The sequence below is a fragment of the Vibrio sp. V15_P4S5T153 genome (assembly GCF_963874485.1).
GTDB lineage: Bacteria > Pseudomonadota > Gammaproteobacteria > Enterobacterales > Vibrionaceae > Vibrio > Vibrio anguillarum.
Map to the genome: position 1 here is coordinate 384,367 of NZ_CAWNHR010000018.1, position 20,379 is coordinate 404,745.

At 44.1% G+C, this 20,379-nt stretch carries 17 protein-coding genes; 15 read left to right on the top strand and 2 right to left on the bottom strand.

The genetic code is table 11. The annotated features are described in order from the left end of the window. Positions 1–4: 4 nt before the first annotated feature. The gene (locus tag AACT42_RS17215) at positions 5–976 is read left to right on the top strand and encodes a ParB/RepB/Spo0J family partition protein (RefSeq protein WP_017049342.1); all 972 of its coding nucleotides are present in this window, start codon (positions 5–7) and stop codon (positions 974–976) included. Between the two features lie 71 nt (positions 977–1,047). Here the strand turns inward: AACT42_RS17215 and AACT42_RS17220 are convergent, their stop codons facing one another. Next, positions 1,048–2,082: an ABC transporter substrate-binding protein gene (locus AACT42_RS17220; RefSeq protein WP_017044942.1), complete on the bottom strand. Its 1,035-nt coding sequence runs from the start codon at positions 2,080–2,082 to the stop codon at positions 1,048–1,050. A gap of 173 nt (positions 2,083–2,255) precedes the next feature. Here AACT42_RS17220 and AACT42_RS17225 point away from each other — a divergent pair, with 173 nt between their 5' ends. The 14 genes from AACT42_RS17225 (at position 2,256) to AACT42_RS17290 (ending at position 18,171) form a co-directional block, all read left to right on the top strand. Next, positions 2,256–4,319 carry a tRNA(Met) cytidine acetyltransferase TmcA gene (locus tag AACT42_RS17225; protein ID WP_094132881.1) on the top strand — a complete coding sequence of 688 codons (2,064 nt, stop codon included), beginning with the start codon at positions 2,256–2,258 and terminating at the stop codon, positions 4,317–4,319. Positions 4,320–4,626: 307 nt separating this feature from the next. Next, positions 4,627–4,890 (top strand): STAS domain-containing protein, encoded by a 264-nt coding sequence (locus AACT42_RS17230; RefSeq protein WP_017044940.1) that lies wholly within the window; start codon positions 4,627–4,629, stop codon positions 4,888–4,890. A gap of 23 nt (positions 4,891–4,913) precedes the next feature. After that, a complete protein-coding gene (locus AACT42_RS17235) occupies positions 4,914–5,273 on the top strand; it encodes a response regulator (RefSeq protein WP_094132879.1) in 360 nt (119 codons plus the stop codon). A 59-nt stretch (positions 5,274–5,332) separates the two neighbouring features. Further along, the gene (locus AACT42_RS17240) at positions 5,333–7,471 is read left to right on the top strand and encodes a chemotaxis protein CheA (protein WP_094132877.1); all 2,139 of its coding nucleotides are present in this window, start codon (positions 5,333–5,335) and stop codon (positions 7,469–7,471) included. A 21-nt stretch (positions 7,472–7,492) separates the two neighbouring features. Then, positions 7,493–8,023, top strand: a complete 531-nt coding sequence (locus AACT42_RS17245) for a chemotaxis protein CheW (protein WP_017044938.1) — start codon at positions 7,493–7,495, stop codon at positions 8,021–8,023. After that, positions 8,023–8,487 (top strand): chemotaxis protein CheW, encoded by a 465-nt coding sequence (locus tag AACT42_RS17250; protein WP_013868216.1) that lies wholly within the window; start codon positions 8,023–8,025, stop codon positions 8,485–8,487. The genes AACT42_RS17245 and AACT42_RS17250 overlap by 1 nt, the downstream gene beginning before the upstream one ends. A 10-nt stretch (positions 8,488–8,497) precedes the next feature. Beyond that, positions 8,498–10,522, top strand: a complete 2,025-nt coding sequence (locus tag AACT42_RS17255) for a methyl-accepting chemotaxis protein (protein ID WP_094132875.1) — start codon at positions 8,498–8,500, stop codon at positions 10,520–10,522. Beyond that, entirely contained in the window at positions 10,507–11,367 is an 861-nt protein-coding gene (locus AACT42_RS17260) for a CheR family methyltransferase (RefSeq protein WP_088729802.1), read from the top strand. The genes AACT42_RS17255 and AACT42_RS17260 overlap by 16 nt, the downstream gene beginning before the upstream one ends. A gap of 10 nt (positions 11,368–11,377) precedes the next feature. Further along, positions 11,378–12,019, top strand: a complete 642-nt coding sequence (locus tag AACT42_RS17265; RefSeq protein ID WP_088729801.1) for a chemotaxis protein CheD — start codon at positions 11,378–11,380, stop codon at positions 12,017–12,019. Then, the gene (locus AACT42_RS17270; protein ID WP_088729800.1) at positions 12,016–13,059 is read left to right on the top strand and encodes a protein-glutamate methylesterase/protein-glutamine glutaminase; all 1,044 of its coding nucleotides are present in this window, start codon (positions 12,016–12,018) and stop codon (positions 13,057–13,059) included. Before AACT42_RS17265 ends, AACT42_RS17270 begins: the two co-directional genes overlap by 4 nt. A 44-nt stretch (positions 13,060–13,103) precedes the next feature. Beyond that, on the top strand, positions 13,104–14,282 hold the full coding sequence (locus tag AACT42_RS17275; RefSeq protein WP_017044935.1) for a methyl-accepting chemotaxis protein: 1,179 nt from the start codon (positions 13,104–13,106) through the stop codon (positions 14,280–14,282). A gap of 11 nt (positions 14,283–14,293) precedes the next feature. Further along, complete coding sequence (locus AACT42_RS17280; RefSeq protein WP_013868210.1) at positions 14,294–14,593, top strand: STAS domain-containing protein; 300 nt, start codon at positions 14,294–14,296, stop codon at positions 14,591–14,593. Between the two features lie 18 nt (positions 14,594–14,611). Then, on the top strand, positions 14,612–16,306 hold the full coding sequence (locus AACT42_RS17285) for an ATP-binding SpoIIE family protein phosphatase (protein WP_017044934.1): 1,695 nt from the start codon (positions 14,612–14,614) through the stop codon (positions 16,304–16,306). Between the two features lie 188 nt (positions 16,307–16,494). Beyond that, entirely contained in the window at positions 16,495–18,171 is a 1,677-nt protein-coding gene (locus AACT42_RS17290) for a DUF342 domain-containing protein (protein WP_094128638.1), read from the top strand. 81 nt (positions 18,172–18,252) lie between these two features. Here the strand turns inward: AACT42_RS17290 and AACT42_RS17295 are convergent, their stop codons facing one another. Beyond that, the gene (locus AACT42_RS17295) at positions 18,253–20,367 is read right to left on the bottom strand and encodes a type I secretion system permease/ATPase (protein ID WP_094132874.1); all 2,115 of its coding nucleotides are present in this window, start codon (positions 20,365–20,367) and stop codon (positions 18,253–18,255) included. Positions 20,368–20,379 lie beyond the last annotated feature (12 nt).

Genomic DNA, 20,379 nt, shown 5'->3' on the forward strand with positions numbered 1-20,379 from the left:
AAACATGGCAATTAAAACGTCTGAACTAAATGCGAAACTGTTTGGTAAAGCGAATAAGCGACGTGCAACCACCCCGCAAGAAGCCCAAACGGCAGCGAAAGAACAAGCGCAAATCATCGAATTGGCGGTTGCGGGAGAAGAGTTAGTCACTTTCGAACTGGTCAGGATTCCCGCTGATCAAGTAGCGGAAAAGACGATTGTTTTTACGCAGAATGCGCGTGAACAAGCTTTTCTGAATGAGCATGCTCTATCTGATGTATTGAGTACATTACGCGAGCGTGGTCAGCAATATCCTGCGGTTGGTCGTAAAACCGCTGGGGGCAAAATTGAAGTCCTTGATGGCAGCCGTCGTCGAATGTCTTGTATCTTGGCGGGTAAAGAATTTTTGGTTTATGTCGCTGAAGACATAAACTCGGAACATGCGAAGTTTCTTTCGGATGTGGCAAACGCGCACAAGCCGCTTTCTCTTTATGAGAAGGGTAAAGAGATGCAAGCGAAGCTGGATAACGGTGAAGCGGAAGACCAAAAAGCTTTAGCCAAGATATTTCAGTGCAGTGAGGCCCTAGTAAGTGGTGCTCTAAAAGCAGCGGCTTTGCCACTTGAGCTATTGCAAGCTTATCCAAATGTGGTTGAATTAGGTCGTCCAACCATAGTTAAATTACATAAACAATTTAATGAACTCGATGCAAAGCAGCAAGCAAATTTGTTGGAAAAGTGTCAATCTGAAGATGGATTTGTTTGGCAGCGTAGTAGCGTACAAGGTGTTGCCCGATTGACGAAAGAAGTCACAGAGACAATAGAGTCTTGGATACAAGAGTTGTTGCCACCTAAGCGCACTGAGCATGTAAAAATTGATCTGATCAAAGGCCGCGTAAGTTACAGTCGTAAAGGCAGTAATTTAGCGCTTAATTTGAAAAAGGTGGATGATGCTACGGTGCAAGAAATATTAGATTTTATCCAATCTAAGCTTGATTAAGCATCCATCATGTAAAGAATAAAAACCCGCCACGGCGGGTTTTTTAGTAACTAAGTCTATTCAGTTCGAATCTATTGATTTCTTAAACGCTGCCAGTATTTTTCGTAGATAGCGAGTGCTTCAGGCCCAACATCATTAATGAATTCCCCTTTAGCCATATCTTCATCGGCTGGAAAAATCGTTGGATTGTCGCGAAGCTCTGCTGGAAGCAACGCTCGTCCACTTTTTGTTGCCGATGCATAGCCTAAGCTATTGACAATCTCAGCTTGGTTCTCTGCTTGATACATGAAGTTGATGAATTTATGCGCCAACGCTTTGTTGTTGCTGCCTGATGGAATAGTAAAGTTATCCATCCACAAGACTGCGCCTTCTTCCGGCATTACAAATTTTAGCTCTGGCATCTCAACTTGGCCTTGGTAGGCATTCCCGTTCCATTGCATCCCTAACGCTGCTTCACCTGAGACATAAGGCACATGTGGCGCATCAGAGTTATACAACAGTACATTATCTTTTAACGCGACCAATGATTGGTAGGCTTTTTCAATCTCTTTTTCATTTTTTGTATTAATACTGAAGCCATTTAAGATCAGCGCCATACCAAAGACATCGCGAATATCGTCAATCAACATCACTTGTTGGCTATATTTCTTATCCCACAAATCAGCCCAGCGAGAGACACCTTCTGGTACTAATGCTTCGTTATAGCTGAGGCCAGTGATCCCCCAAATATAGGGCAGGGAATAACTATTTTTGGGATCGTGTGCTTGGCCGAGTAGTGAAGGCATGGCATCTTTCATGTTCGGGATTTGTGCATGATCCAGCTCGGTTAGTAACCCTTCACGTCCCATTTTTTCAATGAAATACGCTGAGGCAAAAACCACATCATAACCGCCACCTTTGAGCAACTTGAGCTTGGTATACATTGACTCGTTATTTTCAAAGGTCGAATAGTTAATCGTTACCCCTTCCTGCTGCTCAAACTGCTTGAGGGATTTTTCTGGAAGATATCCTCCCCATGCATAAACGTTGAGTGTTTTGTTGTCTGCGCTTACGTGTGAAGAAGTTAGAGCTGCTGCCAAAACCAATCCTTTGATGAAAGTTTTCATTGCATTTGAATTCCTTAAATAGCCCAGAAGTGTACTGGGGTGTAGGTGAATAATTAGTTAAAAATGGTCACGATTAAAGCAAATATAATTTGTCGTAAAGAAAAATATTTTTAACGACGCACAGTGATTATAGCGGCTGTGCTACCATTGCGTTTCAGCGAGGTGGCGTAAATATGAACATGATAGCGGCTTATTTAGATGATTTGATGGTGCAGGCTGAGAATAGCCTATGGCGTATGGGGCTCTTAATCCGTGGTGAGCCTCAATGGCAACAACACGTGCTTATGCATTTTCTCGCAAAAAATGAGGGGCAAGCCATATTTCAGTTAGGCGGAGAACCGTTACCATGCGTTCGTTATGCCCCCTTCAACAAAGGGCAGCAGTTTCTTGGTCAAGAATGCCATTTACTTATTTGTGACAATCACCATGGTTTTGATGCGAACAGTTTCAGTGCTGCGCTGGGTTCACTGGTCGGTGGTGGGTTACTGTTGATCATTGAAGCCCCTCAGCGTAATGACTCTTTTGCTGAGCGCTGGTTAACGCGAGCGTTCGAACAGCTTGTTGTTATAGAACAGAATCAACCTTGCCTTCCTTTACCCGTTTATCCACGAGTCAGTTCTCAATTACCGATTTATGAACAGCAAGTTGATGCGGTTTCAGCAATTCTTCGTGTGATGGATGGGCATCGCAAGCGACCATTGGTTCTCACTGCCGATCGGGGACGAGGGAAAAGCAGCGCGCTTGGTATTGCTGCGGCTAAATTGATGGCGTCTCGTTCATTAGATATTGTGGTCACGGCACCCTCAATCCATGCCGTAGCGCCGATATTTGAACATGCGGCTAAAGGTTTAGCAGGCGCTCGCGTCACCAGACAATCCCTTACTTGGCAAAACTCGTCATTGACGTTTGTGGCACCGGATGAGCTGATTTTACATCGGCCACAGTGTGATCTCCTATTGGTAGATGAAGCGGCCGCGCTGCCTTTATCAATGTTAAAAAACTGGGTTGAACACTATCATCGTGCGGTCTTCTCTACCACCATTCATGGCTACGAAGGGTGTGGGAGAGGGTTCACGCTTAAGTTTCAAACTTGGTTAGCACACCATCGAGCTGGGACTCGAACTCTCCATTTAGATCAGCCGATCCGTTGGCGTCAGGGTGATCCGTTAGAAGCGTGGCATTACGATACTTTCCTCCTTCGTTATGATTTAGCTACATTGCCGACGATGACATCAGAACAGTTAGCGACACTTAACATTGAGCATCTGGATAAGGCTCAACTCATTGCCAACCCGACACGCTTAGCCGCTATTTTTTCGTTATTAGTGAATGCTCATTACCAGACATCACCGAACGATCTATTTCATTTTTTAGCGGACGATAAAGTTCAGCTAGTTGCTGCAATGGTAGGCGAGGTTTGTGTCGGTTGTTTGCTGACAGTACGTGAAGGTGGGCTTTGTAACGCTTTAGTGGAAGAAATCCAACGAGGAAAGCGACGTCCTAAAGGTCATCTAGTTCCTGTTTGCTTAGCTAATCAAGTTGGTATTACGCAGGCTGCGCAGAGTGTTTGTCAGCGCATCATGCGTATTGCAGTTCATCCCGAATTACAAAATCAAGGGTTGGGCAGCCGCTTGATTGAAGCGTGCATGCTGGAAAATGATGCCGACTATTTAGCGACGAGTTTTGGCGTAACGAGCGATTTAATGGCTTTTTGGGCTAAGAACCAATTTGTTCCGATAAAACTAGGGAGCCACAGAGACAGTGCGAGTGGCTGTTTTTCCTTAATCATGGTTCAAGCGAAAAAATTGGATTGGTTAACTCGGGCAGAACAGATTTTCGAACAGCATTTCATTTTCTCTCTATCTGATTCTTTACAAAGTTTAGAGCCGGCTTTGGTTCGGACCACCTTGTCATTGGTCCGAGATCGTGTCGCATGCGCGGATTCAAATGAAGTTAATTTCCTACCTTATTCATTGCTGCGTTGTTACGCACAAGGCGGTGCGGATTATGAGAGTGTGAGTGTATGGATTCATCGGCTAATTACTTCATTGGATAAAGCTGCTCTATCACGATTATCTGATGTACTTATTGTCAAAGTATTGCAAAGGAAAAGTTGGCAAGAGTGTGCCAGTCAATTAAACCTCACTGGACGGAAAATGATTGAGGCTACCCTCCGTCATGACCTCAATCGACTATTAGATGATTTACACTGTAAAGTGGATCATTCAACGCAATGAACTGCAGCCAATTTACACTGTAAAGCGTGAATAATGTAAGAGCAGACACTTTCTCCAGATGTACTGTGCTTGTCATATGACAAAAAAGTCCTACTACTTACGTCTTAAGAGTAGGATTTTTTGTTCTAGTCACAGAATAAAAAATCCAAATTATATTAATGAGTTAACCATACGGTCCCCCTTATTGTGAGGTTTTTATTTTTGTTCCTAACGTGTTCAATCATTTGCTTAATGAGTATTCCCTCCTACACTCAAAGTCAGGTGTTCTCCTAAAAAATAGAATATAAATAGTACGTAAGGATGAGATATGGATTTTTTGTTGGCGGAGTCTTTGGAAATTTCAACGGTACTAGATTCCAAAGCAAATTATCTTCAATGGCTAAGCCTAACTCCTCCTTTAACGATAGATGCATCACGAGTTAATAGCGTGGATGCTGCCGGTCTGCAACTGCTTGCTTCTTTGTTTATGACAGCAGAGCGAGCTGGAATTGAGATCACTTTAGTTAACGCAACAAACACGCTCAATGAAGGTATTGCGCTACTGGCTTTAGAAAGCTTGTTCGCAGAGTAATGAGATTTTGCAAGGAAGGGGCTATGACAAAGATCCTCGCGGTTGATGATTCGGTTTCAATTCGTCAAATGCTAAGCCATACATTGAAAGATGCAGGCTATGACGTTGAAACTGCTATTGATGGAAGTGATGCATTACGTAAGGCACAACAAACCAAATTTGATGTTGTTATTTCGGACGTCAACATGCCAGTGATGGGTGGTTTTGAGTTAGTTAAAGCGATACGTGGTAATGCTCAATATAAGTTTATTCCTATTTTGATGCTAACCACCGAAACGAGTATGGAAAAGAAACAAGAAGGAAAACTCGCTGGAGCTACAGGATGGTTGGTCAAACCGTTCAACCCTGAGACGCTATTGAAAACACTAAAACGGGTCATATAGAACACCGTATTTTATTAAAAGCTTCATTCGTTAAACGACGTTAACTGGCAGGAAGAGCTATGGCTTTAGACATGGAACTGTTGCGCAAGATGTTTTACGAAGAGTGTCGTGAAAATCTTGAAGTGCTTGAAAATGTACTGCTTAATCTTGACCCTAATCAGGTTGAGAAAGAGACTATTAATACCATTTTTCGGGCTGCCCATTCGATTAAAGGTGGCGCGGCGACCTTTAGTTTACTGGATATCAGTGAATTTACCCACTCTGTCGAAGCGTATCTTGACCTCGTCCGTAACGAAAAATCAACTCTCACCGCTCAAAGTGTGGACATTTTACTGAAAAGCGGTGATTGCATTCGCAATATGCTCGCGGGGCATGAGAGCCATGATGAGGTTGATAGTGAGCTTCAGCAGAGAGTCAGCCAGTCACTGCATGCTTTACTTGCCGACAATTCAACGGTTGATCATGAACTAGCAGACCATCACTCGCTTGACGCCGAAGATGAACAGACGTCATCGCTCTTAAAGGCTTCTGACAACGAGAACCACTTAGGTTGGAAAGTCGTTTTTACTCCGCATAGAGAACTTTATTTCAGTGGTAATGATCCACTTCGGTTGCTGCGAGAGCTTTATGAACTGGATGATCAGTGCAGGGCGGAAGCTCAGCTTGAACACCTTCCCGAATTGGCGGAAATAGAGGCTGAGCTTTGTTATTTAAGCTGGACTATTTTCCTCAGTAGCCAAGTGCAAGAGAGTGATATTCGCGAAATTTTTGAATGGGTTGAAGATGAATGTGACTTAATTGTTGAACCTTTAGTACAAGAATCGACGACCCAAGGTATGATCAGCGAGAGCGAGGAATCTTCGGCCGAGGTGCCACCTACGTTTCATGCGAACGCTGTTCCCCCTACCGCATCTGCAGAGCAAGTAGATCTCATAAAATCAATAGAGTCTACGCCCGCTGCTGCACCCAAAGTGGCGAAAGCAGAATCCAGCGTAAGCTCTATTCGCGTCGATATTGAGAAAGTCGACAGCCTGATTAATTTGGTTGGGGAACTTGTTATCACCCAATCAATGCTGACCGAAATCGGTAACGATTTCACCATGGATAAATTAGAAAAGTTGCAAGCAGGCCTAGTTCAGCTTTTGCAAAACAGTAAAGATTTACAAGAAAATGTGCTCAATATTCGCATGCTGCCGATGAGCTTTGCTTTTAGCCGCTTTCCTCGCCTTGTGCGAGACTTGTGCGGCCGACTTGAAAAAAAAGTAGAACTGAACATCATTGGCGAGCACACCGAGCTCGATAAAACCGTCCTTGAACGTATTGTTGATCCATTGGTTCATTTAGTCAGAAATAGTATTGACCACGGAATTGAGCAGCCACACATTCGCCTTGAACAAGGCAAACCAGAAATCGGCACCATTGAACTACATGCTTATCATCAAGGTGGCTCGATAGTGATCGAAGTGAAAGATGATGGCGCGGGGATCAACTGTGAAAGAATATTTCAAAAGGCGCTAGAAAAAGGTGTATTACCTAAAGATACACGGCGTGAAGATATCACCGACAAACAGATCCTTAACCTTATTTTTGCCGCAGGGTTTTCAACAGCAGAACAAGTGTCTGATATTTCAGGTCGTGGCGTCGGTATGGATGTTGTAAAACGTAATATCGAAGAGTTGGGTGGGCATATTGATGTCGAATCCACGTTAGGTAAAGGCAGCCATTTCACTATCTGTTTACCACTCACTTTAGCCATCCTCGATGGGCAATTGATCAAAGTAGGCGGGGAAGTTTACATCATCCCACTGCTCACCATTATCGAATCTATCCAAATCAACTTAGCTAATGTGAAGTATGCCGCCGGTGGGGTTGAGCTGTACCGGCTTCGTGACGAAAACATTCCTATCTTACGTCTGCAAGATGAACTGGAAATGGGATCAAGTGGTGCTTTGCCCGATAGAATACTCTGCTTTGTTGAAGCCGCTGGGTGTCGCGTTGGCTTATTGATTGACGAGCTGCTAGACCAGCAGCAAGTGGTTATAAAGAGCTTAGAGTCAAATTACTGCAAAGTGGCAGGCATATCAGGAGCTACGATTTTGGGAGATGGTTCCGTTTCGCTCATTTTAGATATTCAAGGGTTAATCTCCACGTACTCGAATCGACGTTCAAGTTTATCTCCCAAGATTATTGCCGCTTAGTGAAGGTGACAGGGAAGAGCCATGGAATATGATTATTCACCAAATCATCAACAAGAGAATCAAACACAGAGTGTTTTGAATGCTGTTTATGAAGAAAGAAGCTGTGAGGCCGATTTTCTGAGTTTCCGGTTAGCGAATGAGTTGTACGGGGTAGCAATTCAAGATGTTGAAGAGATTCGAGTATGGGAGCCACCTACGCCTATTCCTCGAGCGCCTAGCTTTGTTAAAGGTGTGATTAATTTACGCGGCATGATTGTGCCTATTATCGATCTGCGCCTTCGATTTGGTATGGAGGCTTGTGGCTACTTTCCCACGACTGTGGTGTTGGTACTTCGTAGCCTGCAACAAGAGCGGCCTCGTATTATGGGCTTAGTCGTTGATGCAGTGAGTGATGTGATTGGCCAGGGAGATAATGTGCTGTTTCCTGCCGTGGGGGAAACACCTGCCGCTGCGTATTCGCTCGGTTTGCTCAATGTTGGCGAAGAGGTCATGTCACTGCTCGATACCCAAGGGCTCCTTGATATGCACCGAATACTGAGTGAGGAACCCTGATGTCTAAACAAGAGTTTCTTAGTTTCGTGCTGGATAACGATGAGTACGCTGTGCCAATCCTTGAGGTCCGAGAAGTTCGCGGCTGGAGTGATGTGCGCTCTGTACCCAATGCACCGGATTACTTAGTTGGCTTACTCAATATCCGTGGTGAGTATGTACCGATTGTTGATCTTCGAATTCGTTTTCGTCTGCCACCTGCACAGATTGGGGCCACGACAGTTGTTATCGTTTTGAATGACGCGCAACGCAATCCGCTCGGCATTATTGTCGATGGTGTTTCAGAAGTGTATGACTTAGCCGCTGAAGAGATAAAACCTGTACCAGCCTTATCCACCACGGTTGAACCACAATTTATGAAGGGAATTGCTAGTGTGGCTAACGGTCATTTGATCCTAATTAATATCGAGACCCTTTTTGATGTACCTGGGTTAAATCAGACATTCGTAGAAGACGCTATTTTGTGAGGGAATACTCATGGCATTTTGGAACCGCAAACCAGAACCAAAAAAATTTGTTGAGCAGATAGAAGATCCATTGGTCGATGAGAATGAAGGGCTCTCCAATCAGCAGCTTCTTTCTGCTCTTAATGCAGCAAAAACCGCATTGATGATGATTAACCGAGATTTTCAAATCACCTATCTCAATAAGCAGTCATTGATTCTACTCAAGCAGCATGAAGTGCTTTTTCAAAGTGTCTGGCCTGATTTTAAAGCTGAAGAGTCGTCATTGATTGGCTACTGCATCGATGGTTTTCACGTCAATCCACAGCATCAACGCCAAATGTTGTCGAATCCAGCCAACTTGCCTTTCACTACCATGATTACTATTAAAGGAGTGAAGATCGAGCTTAATGTTGGCGCCATTATTGATGAAGACGGTATTTATATCGGGAACACATTAGAGTGGCGTGATGTCACTCAAGAGATTGCAAAAGAGCAAGAAATAGGCCGCTTAGCTTCGGCAGTCGAGGGGATGACAACCAACCTAATGATGGCCGATAAAGAGGGTATTATTCAATACTTAAACCCTTCATTGACCAAGTTGATGCGTACAAGAGAAAGTGAGTTGAGGACAGTATTAACAAGCTTTGACGTCAATAATCTGGTCGGACAAAATATCGATATCTTTCATAAAAACCCGGGCCATCAACGTAGCATTATTGCCAACCCTGATCGTTTGCCATTTTCATCCAACATCAAAGTGGGGGCGCTGCAATTTAATTTAACTTGTATTGCGATGCACAATCACAAAGGGGAATACATTGGCCCTGCATTGCAATGGATCGATATTACCGAACAACAAGATGGTCAATACCAAGTAGAGAGCCTCATTCAAAAAGCGATCGCAGGGCAGTTGAATGAACGAATTGATACCACCGTGTACAGCGGATTTATGCGGGAGTTGGGCGAGGGGATTAATAACTTGCTTGATACCTTAGTTTCACCGCTGGCTCAGTGTATTGACGTCATGAGCAAAGTGGCGGATGGCGATTTGAATACCAAGATGGAAGAGGGTAGCCAAGGTGAGTTTGGTCAACTGCAAAATGCGGTCAATACCTCGATTGCTAACCTGCGCGATATGGTTGAAAAAATCACCATTTCTTCTGCCAGAGTGGCTACGGCGTCAACAGAAATCGCGCAAGGCAATAATGATTTGAGCCAACGGGTGGAAGCTCAAGCATCCAATTTAGAAGAAACGGCCGCGAGTATGGAAGAGATGACAGCGACCGTGCGCCAAAATGCAGATAACGCCAAAGGTGCGAACGATCTAGCGAGTGATGCTGCCAAAAAAGCCAGTAAAGGTGGTGAAGTGGTGGGGCAAGCGATCTCGGCCATGTCGGAAATTAATCGTTCGAGTAAGAAGATTGCCGATATTATTGGAGTGATAGACGAGATAGCCTTTCAAACCAATTTATTGGCTTTGAACGCAGCGGTAGAAGCGGCAAGAGCCGGAGAACAAGGGCGTGGATTTGCTGTTGTTGCTGGAGAGGTTCGAAACCTTGCGCAGCGCAGCGCAGCAGCGGCGAAAGAGATTAAAGGGCTGATTAAAGATAGTGTTGAGAAAGTAGAAGAGGGATCGCGTTTAGTTGATGAGTCAGGAGCAACATTGAATGAGATTGTGGACGCTGTAGCAAAAGTATCTGATCTCATCGCCCAAATTGCATCATCAAGCATTGAACAATCGACGGGCATTGACGAAATCAATCGTGCAATTACAGCCATGGATGAGATGACGCAGCAAAATGCCTCTCTTGTTGAACAAACCTCTGCGGCCAGCCAATCGTTGAAAGATGAAGGGAAAGAGCTGATTAGCTTGATGAGCTATTTCACCACCGATGACAACATCAAAACGTTCGAGCCCAAAAGAACACCCATCTCCGCCCATCAACCCAAACCCAAACCCAAGGTCAAGAAAGTGGCAGGCATTAAAGCCACCAATAACGTTGCCAATTCTGGGCTCAACCTCAATGAGGATGGAGATGAATGGGAAGAGTTCTAACAGATAGCCATCCAATCATGATGAACAATGACCAAGAATTTGAACTCACCGCAAAGGATTTCAAATTCATCCAGTGGTTTATGCACAAAACGGCTGGCATTTACTTGTCGGATGCTAAGCGAGCGATGGTTTACGGCCGTTTGAGCCGTCAGATGCGTCGACGGGGGATTCAGCGTTTCTGTGATTACAAGGAGCTTATTGAGCATAATGAGCAAGAGCGGATCCACTTTATCAATGCGTTAACGACTAACAAAACCCAGTTTTTTCGCGAGTACCACCACTTTGAGTTTTTAGAAAAAGTACTGCTCGATGAGTGGCGATCACAGGGCGTGCGTCATCCTAAAATTTGGTCTGCTGGCTGCTCTAGTGGTGAAGAGCCATACAGTTTTATTGCGTCGCTATACAGCAGCGGTTTATTTGATTTCGCAGACAATGTTGATATCTACGCAACAGATTTAGACACACAGGTTTTGGCACATGCGCAAGCGGGCATTTATACCGATGAGGCTGTGGTTACTATTCCACAGCACTATCTTAAAAAGTGCTTTGTAAAAGGGCGCGGTATCAAACAGGGAAAAATAAAAATCGCCAGTCAATTACAACGTTTTGTCCATTTTCAGCAACTGAATTTATTATCTCCTTGGACGTTACCTAAGAATTTAGACCTCATTTCGTGCCGAAATGTGATGATCTACTTTGATAAACCCACTCAGGAGGCTTTGCTCGAAAGGTTCTATGAATGGTTGAAACCGAATGGGATTTTATTTTTGGGTCATTCAGAAAGTGTGGGGCGCTGTGCTGATGTTTTTCATCATCTCGGCCACACCATTTACGTGAAAAAATGAGGAACAATGAATGACCTTGTTGGCGATGCATTTGGCAACCGACAATCGGAATTTCAGCCGATTTTATCATCCCCAACAAAAAGTGGATTGGGTAAAGGTTTTGCCCGGTGGGTTGTACTGTACGATGCGACAAGAGGTCATTTGTACCGGTTTAGGTTCTTGCGTTACCGCCTGTATGTGGGACCAAGCGGCCAAAGTTGGAGGGATGAACCATTTTTTATTGCCTTTTGATCAGCATTCACAAATTGATCACTGGCATCCTGATGATATTGCTTCAACCGCCTCTCGTTATGGTTGCTATGCGATGGAGCTACTGATTAATCAGTTGATCAAAATGGGGGCTGAGCGTCAGCGCTTACGAGTAAAACTCTTTGGTGGAGCACAAATGCTGGGTTTTAAAGCCATGATTGGCCAGAAAAACATAGATTTCATCAAAAACTATGTTGAGCAAGAAAGGCTTATTGTCGAAGCCAGTGACTTGGGGGGGGACGAACCGAGAAAAGTCATTTTCGAACCCATGACAGGTAAAGTGTGGCTAAAAAGAATTCCATTGACCGAAGTGAGCCGGTTAAGTTTTCAAGAAAAGGTTTATGCCACACAGTTGGATCGTAAAGCGCATAAAGAGAGTGATGATGTGGAGCTATTTAAATGAAAAAAATCAAAGTGCTGATTGTCGATGATTCTCCCGTTTTTAGAGCACTGCTCTGCGAGCTGATTAATGCTGACCCTATGTTAGACGTCGTCGCAATGGCACAAGATCCTTACCAAGCCCGAGAGCTTATCAAGCAGCACAACCCTGATGTGCTAACGCTAGATATTGAAATGCCAAAAATGAATGGCGTGCAATTTTTAAAAAATATTATGCGGTTACGCCCTATGCCGGTAGTGATGATTTCAACCTTGACCCAGCATGGCGCTCAAGCCACGTTAGAAGCATTAGAGCTTGGTGCAGTGGATTACTTCCCTAAACCGTCGGTCGAAAACACGGCTGAAATGGCAAGTTATAGGGAACTGGTGAACGACAAAATAAAAATGGCGGCAGGGGCAAATGTCGTTCAATCGCATCATTCTGCGGCGGTTAATCAGGTCGAACTGATAGCGGCTAGCCACCAAGAGGCGCGTTATCAGTTGATCGCGATTGGAGCCTCAACGGGCGGAACAGAAGCATTAAAAAGCATATTCTCTGTTTTACCAGCAGGGTTGCCACCGATCGTGATCACTCAACATATCAGTGCGATGTTTACTCGCCCCTTTGCAGAGCGTTTGAATCTTTGTAGCGCCGTAGAGGTGAGAGAGTTGTCCGCTAATCAAGCGCCTTTAGTGAATGGATGCGCTTATGTTGCTCCCGGAGATAAGCATCTGATGGTGATAAAAAAAGGCACTCACCTTTACTGTCAAGTTGACGATAGACCTGCGGTCAATCGTCATAAACCTTCAGTAGATGTGATGTTTGATACGGTTGCTGAAAATGTGGGAGACAAAGCCATCGGTATCCTCTTAACCGGGATGGGTAAAGATGGAGCGCAAGGCATGCTCAAAATGAAGTTGCGTGGCGCATTGACTTTAGCTCAAGACGAAAAAACATCAGTGGTGTGGGGAATGCCCAAAGCGGCAGTAGAGATTGGCGCAACACAGAATATCAAAGCGTTAAATGCCATACCACAATGGATTTGTGATGAACTCTATCGCTAGTGTTGTCTCATTAAATAAGCTCAACATAGATAAGCAAGGAATGGGTGATGATAAATAAAACAGTGACACCAAAAGCAAAATATATTTTAGCTTTAGTTTTGCAGCTAATGGCCCTTTTTGCCGTCATGCTTCACTCCCCTAATTTATGGAGCATGGGGCTAATGATTTTTGCGGCAGCAATACCTTGGCTAGTATTGTCTATGAATTTTAGTGAACAAAACAAAGCTAAAGCCAACCAAAATAAGGTTGAAGAAGAGTCCACTCTTGAAACGCAGCAACATCTACAGAGTATTGAAAAACTGTTCAAAGAGACGCTACCTAAAGTGAGTAGCCCTTTAACCATGCAGCACACCGTGATTGAAGGTTCAGTAGAGACATTAAATAACGCATTTTTTGGCTTGCAAGATATCAGCCAAAAACAGAGTCACGTTTCAAGTACCTTGGTCAATAACTTATTGGCAAACCAAGGCAGCGAATATGATCTCACCACCGTACTACCAAAGACTGAGGCGATTATTGATGGCTTTGTACAAATTCTGATTGATATTTCGGAGAAAAGTATTTCAGCGGTACACAGCATTCACGACATGTCAGAAAAATTGGATATGGTATTTAAACTGTTAAATCAAGTGAGAAGCCTATCGGAACAGACCAACTTATTGGCGCTGAATGCGGCGATTGAAGCGGCGCGAGCGGGCGAGGCAGGGCGAGGCTTCGCGGTCGTGGCTCAAGAGGTGCGCGACTTGTCGGTTAAAGCAAGAACGCTGAATACTCAAATTGAATCAGAAATTAATGTTGCTCAACAAACAGTACAAAGAGCAAACAAAACCGTTGGCGAAATGGCATCGATAGATATGACTCACGTGATTGAGTCGAAAGAGAAAGTGGACCACATGCTACGTGGTGTCCAACAAGTGAATATAGAAATAGAGCAAGAAGTGCAAAAAATTCAAGAATTAGGACAAGAATTAACCCAGCAAGTGAGTAATGGCGTCCGTGCCCTTCAATTTGCTGACATTGTGGTTCAACAAAGTGATTATGCGCATGCGTCTATTGATTATTTGCAAGAAGCAAATGAGCTATTGAACGCTTTACTAACACAAAGCATGACTAAAGCAGCATGGGCAGAACAACTTCACCAATTGACAGAGCGCCTGCACAATCGAAGTGGTCCCGCCGCAATCCAAACTAATATGGACGAAGGCGAAGTCGAGCTTTTCTAGGAGGGAGTACGATGAGTATAGAAACTGAAATAGATAGCAATGCGAAACACATTACTATCGCGATTGATGGTGCTTTTGGCTTTAACTTAGTTAAAGAATTTCGTAATAGTTATTCACCCTATCGAGGTTTTAGATTCACCATTGATTTACGCAAGGTGGACTATATTGACAGTGCTGGTCTTGGCATGCTGCTCAATATGCAGAAATATCTTGAGCAAAGTGATGGCATGATCCGAATTACCAATACCTTACCCCAAATAAGGAAAATCTTACTGATTTCTCGATTTGATAAAAAATTTAGTATCGAATAATGCTTAAGGAGTGAGCCGATGCGCGTAACGATTGTTGATGACCATAAATCAAATAGAGAGCTCTGTCGGTTTATTTTATCGCCTATTGTTGAGCACATAGATACCTTCGAAAATGGTGCTGATGCTGTTGAGGCGATGCTCGTCATGGACGTCTTACCCGACGTTATTTTGTTGGATGTGATGATGCCAGTTAAAGATGGTTTCACCACCGCAAAAGAGATCCGCGACTCTTTTCCAAATCACCATATCCCCATTATATTTTTGACCGTGCTTGATGATCATGATTCGTTTGAACGTTGCTTATCGCTGGGCGATGATTTTATTCTTAAACCAGTAGAACGAAGCGTCCTGCTCGCTAAAGTTCAGGCTCATTACCGTATTGTGAAAATGCATAATGAAGTCACTCAACAGCGAGATAAACTCAATTATTTCAACGAACAAGTACAATATGACTACGCCATCGCCGAATCTATTTTCACCAACTTAATGGAGGAGATGAGTGCAAAAGTCAGCAATATCTATGGCATCAGTTATATCTCCACACCTTCGACCATTTTTAATGGTGATCTCATCATTGTTGCGAACCGGCCCTATGGTGGCGTCTACATCATGATCGCCGATGCCACTGGGCATGGATTACCTGCCGCGATTTCAACGATCCCTGCTACGCGTACTTTTTTTTCAATGGCTGAAAAAGGGATGTCGCTTGGCGAAATGGTCGCAGAACTTAATAGTGCGCTAGTAAAGTTTTTGCCTGTTGGCATGATGCTTGCGGCCAGTGTATTTGAGATACGAGCCAACGGCTTTGAGGTTTCGTGGTGGGGAGGTGGTTTGCCTGATGGTTACTTACTGGATGAAGAGAGCAACATCGTTCGTCGTCTCGTTTCCACACATATGCCGCTGGGAGTTCTGGATGCTGATGAATTTGAAGTAAATTTAGTTCATCTCAAATTAAAACCTAACCAAACTATCCTCTGTTATACCGACGGTATTACCGAAGCGATGAATGAAAACGGGGAACAATTTGGCCAGTTGCGACTCGAACAAGTTTTGCAACGGAACGGTAAGACTCAGATTTCAGATTTGTACGATGAAGTATGCCAGTTTTCCAATCGTGGCCATGGTGATGACCTCTCAATTCTTTCAATGACATTTCCAATTACCAATAATAATGAAATATTAGCGTCGCAAAAAAAACAGTTTCTTAGCCATATACCAATGCAAAGCCATCTCTTTTTTCCTGCTTCAATTCTTAAAAAGATTTCAATTATGGTCGAGATGCGTAACATTGTTCGCGGTTTTATCAGTGGTGGCGAGCATCTTGACCTCGTTTGCTCTGTATTGTCAGAACTGTTTGCTAATGCCATTGAGCATGGGTTATTAAAACTTAATTCTTCACTAAAAGATGACCCAGATGGATTTCTCACTTTTTACCAACGACGTGAAGAGTGTATGGATGAGTTAGATGAATCGTTATGGATTAAACTAGACATTGATTATGACCCAACGGTGGGACAATTGAGCTTTTCACTTGAGCATAATGGCGAAGGCTTTGACTACCAACATACGGTTGCAGACGGCAACTGTACACACGGTCGAGGGATTATTTTGGTCTCTAAATTGTGTGAGTCATTGGAATATTCAAAAGATGGTTGCACTGTTAAGGTGACTTACGCCTTTAACAGTAAACATGATTTTCCGATATTGTCTTAATACTGAACAGATTATTTACACTGTAAAATTCTGCGTAACTCATTCTTTCGTTTATTTTTAGGTTATATAGTTCGTTTCGTCGTGACTAAGTGATGTAGCCCTTAATTTGGTTGCCTAAAGATTTAGTCCATACTGTAAATTGTATACACTGCCATACGAACGGAATCTAACCATATGGGTTAAGTAGTATGTGGAAACGCTTAATTTCGCTTTCAGAGGACAAAAAACAAGTCATTGCCCAGTTGCCTGGGACGGAGTCCATCGACAAAAATTTTGACCAAGCAGGCTTGAAAGAAGCATTGTTTGAGTTATCTGCATCGACATTTTTCTTAAATGAAACTGAAGTTACCCGCTTTATCAACTGTGCAAAAGAGGGTAAGGGTGAAGCATTCTCTGGAATCACCATTGCAGAGAAAAAGAACGCTTCGGTTGAGATTGAATTTAGTGATCGAGATATGTTAGCCAGCATGGTCGTGACGGGTGCATATGGTGGCAGAGCATTGCGCGGTAGTGAGTTGGTGTATGCATTGGCTCATTCCCATGTGACAAAAGGCATCAACAAACTGGCTTTAAAGAAAGTGTTAATGGTAAGTAATACCTTGAAGCCAGGGGAAGTATACACTCAACCTGTTGCGCAGGGGCGTGAACCCATTCAAGGTAAAGACGCACAATTTGTTCCTTTGGTTGAGGATGTCAGCAAGCGCGTGTTAGCTCCGACCAAAAAGCAAGGACAGAATAAAATTGATATGCGCAACTTAGGTGAAACCATCACTGTTGGTCAAGATGATGAAGTGATGCGTCGAATTCCTGCAACCAAAGGAACGCCAGGCTATACCGTGCAGGGAAAAGTGCTGGATCCTAAACCAGGTAAAGACTCAGCCTTAGTTGCAGGAAAGGGGTCTTACATCTCACCCAATGATCCGAATGTGCTACTGGCCAGTCAAGCGGGCATGCCTATCCTGAAAAGTAAAACGGTTGATGTCGATAACGCTTTATGTTTAAACAACGTCAGTGTAGCGACTGGCCACGTGAAATTTAAAGGATGTGTTGTCATCACGGGTGATGTCGAGCCTGGGATGATCGTGAGAGCGACGGGCTCAATCACCATCGGTGGGTTTGTTGAGTCTGCTGATGTTCAAGCCCAAGGTAATATTGATGTTGGTAAAGGCATTATTGGCCATACGGTGTTTGATGATGAAGCAAGAACGTGCATTATCAAATCAGGAGGCTCTATCACGGCTAACTATGCTCAATTTAGCGAACTGCAAGCGGCAGATGACATCAATTTAGCGGTTCACAGTATGAGCAATGAATTACGCTGTGGCAATGATCTAAAAGTATTAGATAGTAAAGAGAAGCAAGGCACGCTCAGCGGTGGCCACGCGAAAGTTGGTGGTAAGATCGTTTGCTTCAATCTAGGCGTTGAAGGCGATACCGCCACGGCTGTGCAGGCTTTTGCTCGTTATGCTGTGTATAAAGAACGGGTCGCGAAACACAAAGAGCATTATAAACAAGCGCAAGAAGCGACGATGGAAGTGATCCGCCGTGAAATTGAATTTAAGAAAAAGCCTAAAGCGGAACGCTCGGAAGAGGAATTGCTAAAAATTGATGAATTTAAGAAACAGACTAATGATCGTTTAGAAAAAGCAAAATTGGCGTTGGATATGCTGGGAGAGGAGTTTGAGCAATTGCTCGAAATGAATACGATCGAAGTCAAAAATAAAGTTTATACCCATGTTTCGGTGCAATTTGATGATGAGCGGATCATCACCAAGCGGGCTCATGGCGCTAGTATCTTCTCATTTAACCAGTATGAGATTAAATGTGCTTCGATGCTTGAAGATGAAGATGTCGGAGGGATCTAACATTCTTATCTCAGAGTGCTAAGCAAAAAACGAGGCATTTTGCCTCGTTTTTTGCATATTATGCTATTTCTAGTAAGGTGGCTATTGCACTGATCTCACTTTGCCCTGTTTGAGATCGTTTAACACCATCGATTTAGGACCATCGGCAATGACACAGCCTTTCTCCATCACAATGACGCGATCAACCACATCGAGCATTGACGTTTTATGAGTAATTAATATTAACGTCTCACTTGGTGTCAATTGAGACAGTTGATGTTTGATGTGCATTTCAGAGCGATTGTCCATGGCGCTGGTGGGCTCATCAAGTAGCAAAACGGGTGGGCGTCCGAGCAATGCACGAGCAATGGCTACCGCTTGCCTCTGACCACCAGACAACAACAAGCCGCCTTCACCCACTTGTCGTTCTAACCCCGCGGGGTCTTGCTGTGTGAACGCGGTAACTCCCGCTCGGTTGGCGGCATCCATCACATCTCTATCATCAACTAAGGGACGCCCGAGCGTGATGTTATCGCGAATTGAACCGTAAAATAGGTTGCTGTCTTGAGGTACGCAACCAATATTACGTCTCACATCAATGTGATGCAGTTGCGCGATATCAGTGTCATCAATGCGAACATTCCCCTCGGTCGGTTGATATAACCCCATAATAAGGCGCTCTAAGGTGGTCTTCCCTGAGCCGATGCGGCCTATGATCGCTACTTTTTCACCCGGATGAATCGTTATACTTAAGTCACGTATTGATGCAACAGGCGCATTAGGGTAGTGAAAAGTGATTTTGTCTAGCTCAATTTTACCTTGCACAATCGGACGATGAATATAGCGTTTACCTTCTTCTTGCTCATCGGGCATTTGCATCACTTGTTCAATGATTTTTAAGGACGATTTGGCTTGGTTGTAGCGTGTTGAAAGTAATGATAGTTGCACCATTGGGCCAATCGCACGGCCGCTGAGCATGGTTGCGGCGATGAGCCCACCCATGGTTAAATCGCCGTTGGATATCAGATAGACGCCTAAGATGATCATGCCAACGTTCGCGGCTTGCTGAACAAAGCCGGCAGTATTTTGAATACCATCAGTAATTCTACGGCTTTTAATGTTCCAGTTCGCCATGTGCGCGACCGCTTCTTCCCAGCGATATTGAAACTGACTTTGAGCGCCAAAGAGTTTCACCGTTTCAAGTCCAGCTAAACTTTCAATCAGGTTGGCGTATTTTTGTGATGCCAGTCGAGAGCCCTCTTCAATCGCCCGTCGTAGAGGTGCTTGGATGAGCAGAGAATAGATAGCAATGATCAGTACACCAGCGATAGGTACCAGCACTAAGCTGCCTGCCATTAGCCAGATCAGCACTAAAAAGAGCAGTGCAAATGGCAGGTCAATCAATGATGAGATGGTTGCTGAGGTAAAGAATTCTCGTATGGATTCGAACTCTTGTAAATGTCGCGCAAACGCGCCGACAGAAGGAGGACGAGACTCCATTCTGATCCCCATCACTTTACTAAAGAGCTTGGAAGAGATCAGAATGTCAGATTTTTTGCCCGCCACATCAATAAAATAACTGCGAAGTAGTTTGAGGAGCAGATCGAATAAGAAGATCACAAAAATCCCGCTCGCTAATACCCACAAGGTTTCAAACGCAAGGTTAGGCACGACTTTGTCATACACTAAACGGCTGAACATTGGTGCCGCAATGGCAAACAAATTGATTAAAATGGAAGCGATCAACACATCGCGATAAATGTGCTTTGACTGCCATAACGTACCCCAAAACCAGTGGCCATCACGGGTCTTTAATATTTCTGGTGAGCGCTCGTCATAGCGAAACTGTTTTTTCACCATGAAGTAGCGGCCAATATAGCGTTCAGTCAGTTCCTCTAAGGGAATAGCTACGGGGATTAGACCAGACTCCGCAGTGACGACCTCAGCTTCTTGATTCGCTTCGTTGATGCTGCTGAGCACACAGGCTTCACCGCCTTTTAAAATTAAGATAACGGGGAAAACCAATTTTGGGATTTGCTCCAATGCTGAGCGATTTTCCTTGGCGATTAACCCCGCTCTTTCGGCTGCTCGAGGAAAGAGAAAAGGCGTCAGTTTCCCATCTGATAAAGGTAGGCCGTTGATCAGTGCTTCTGGGGAATTCGCCAATCCATAATAACGACTCACATAGATAAGCGAATTGAGTAGCGTGTCTTGCATTACATCTGACCT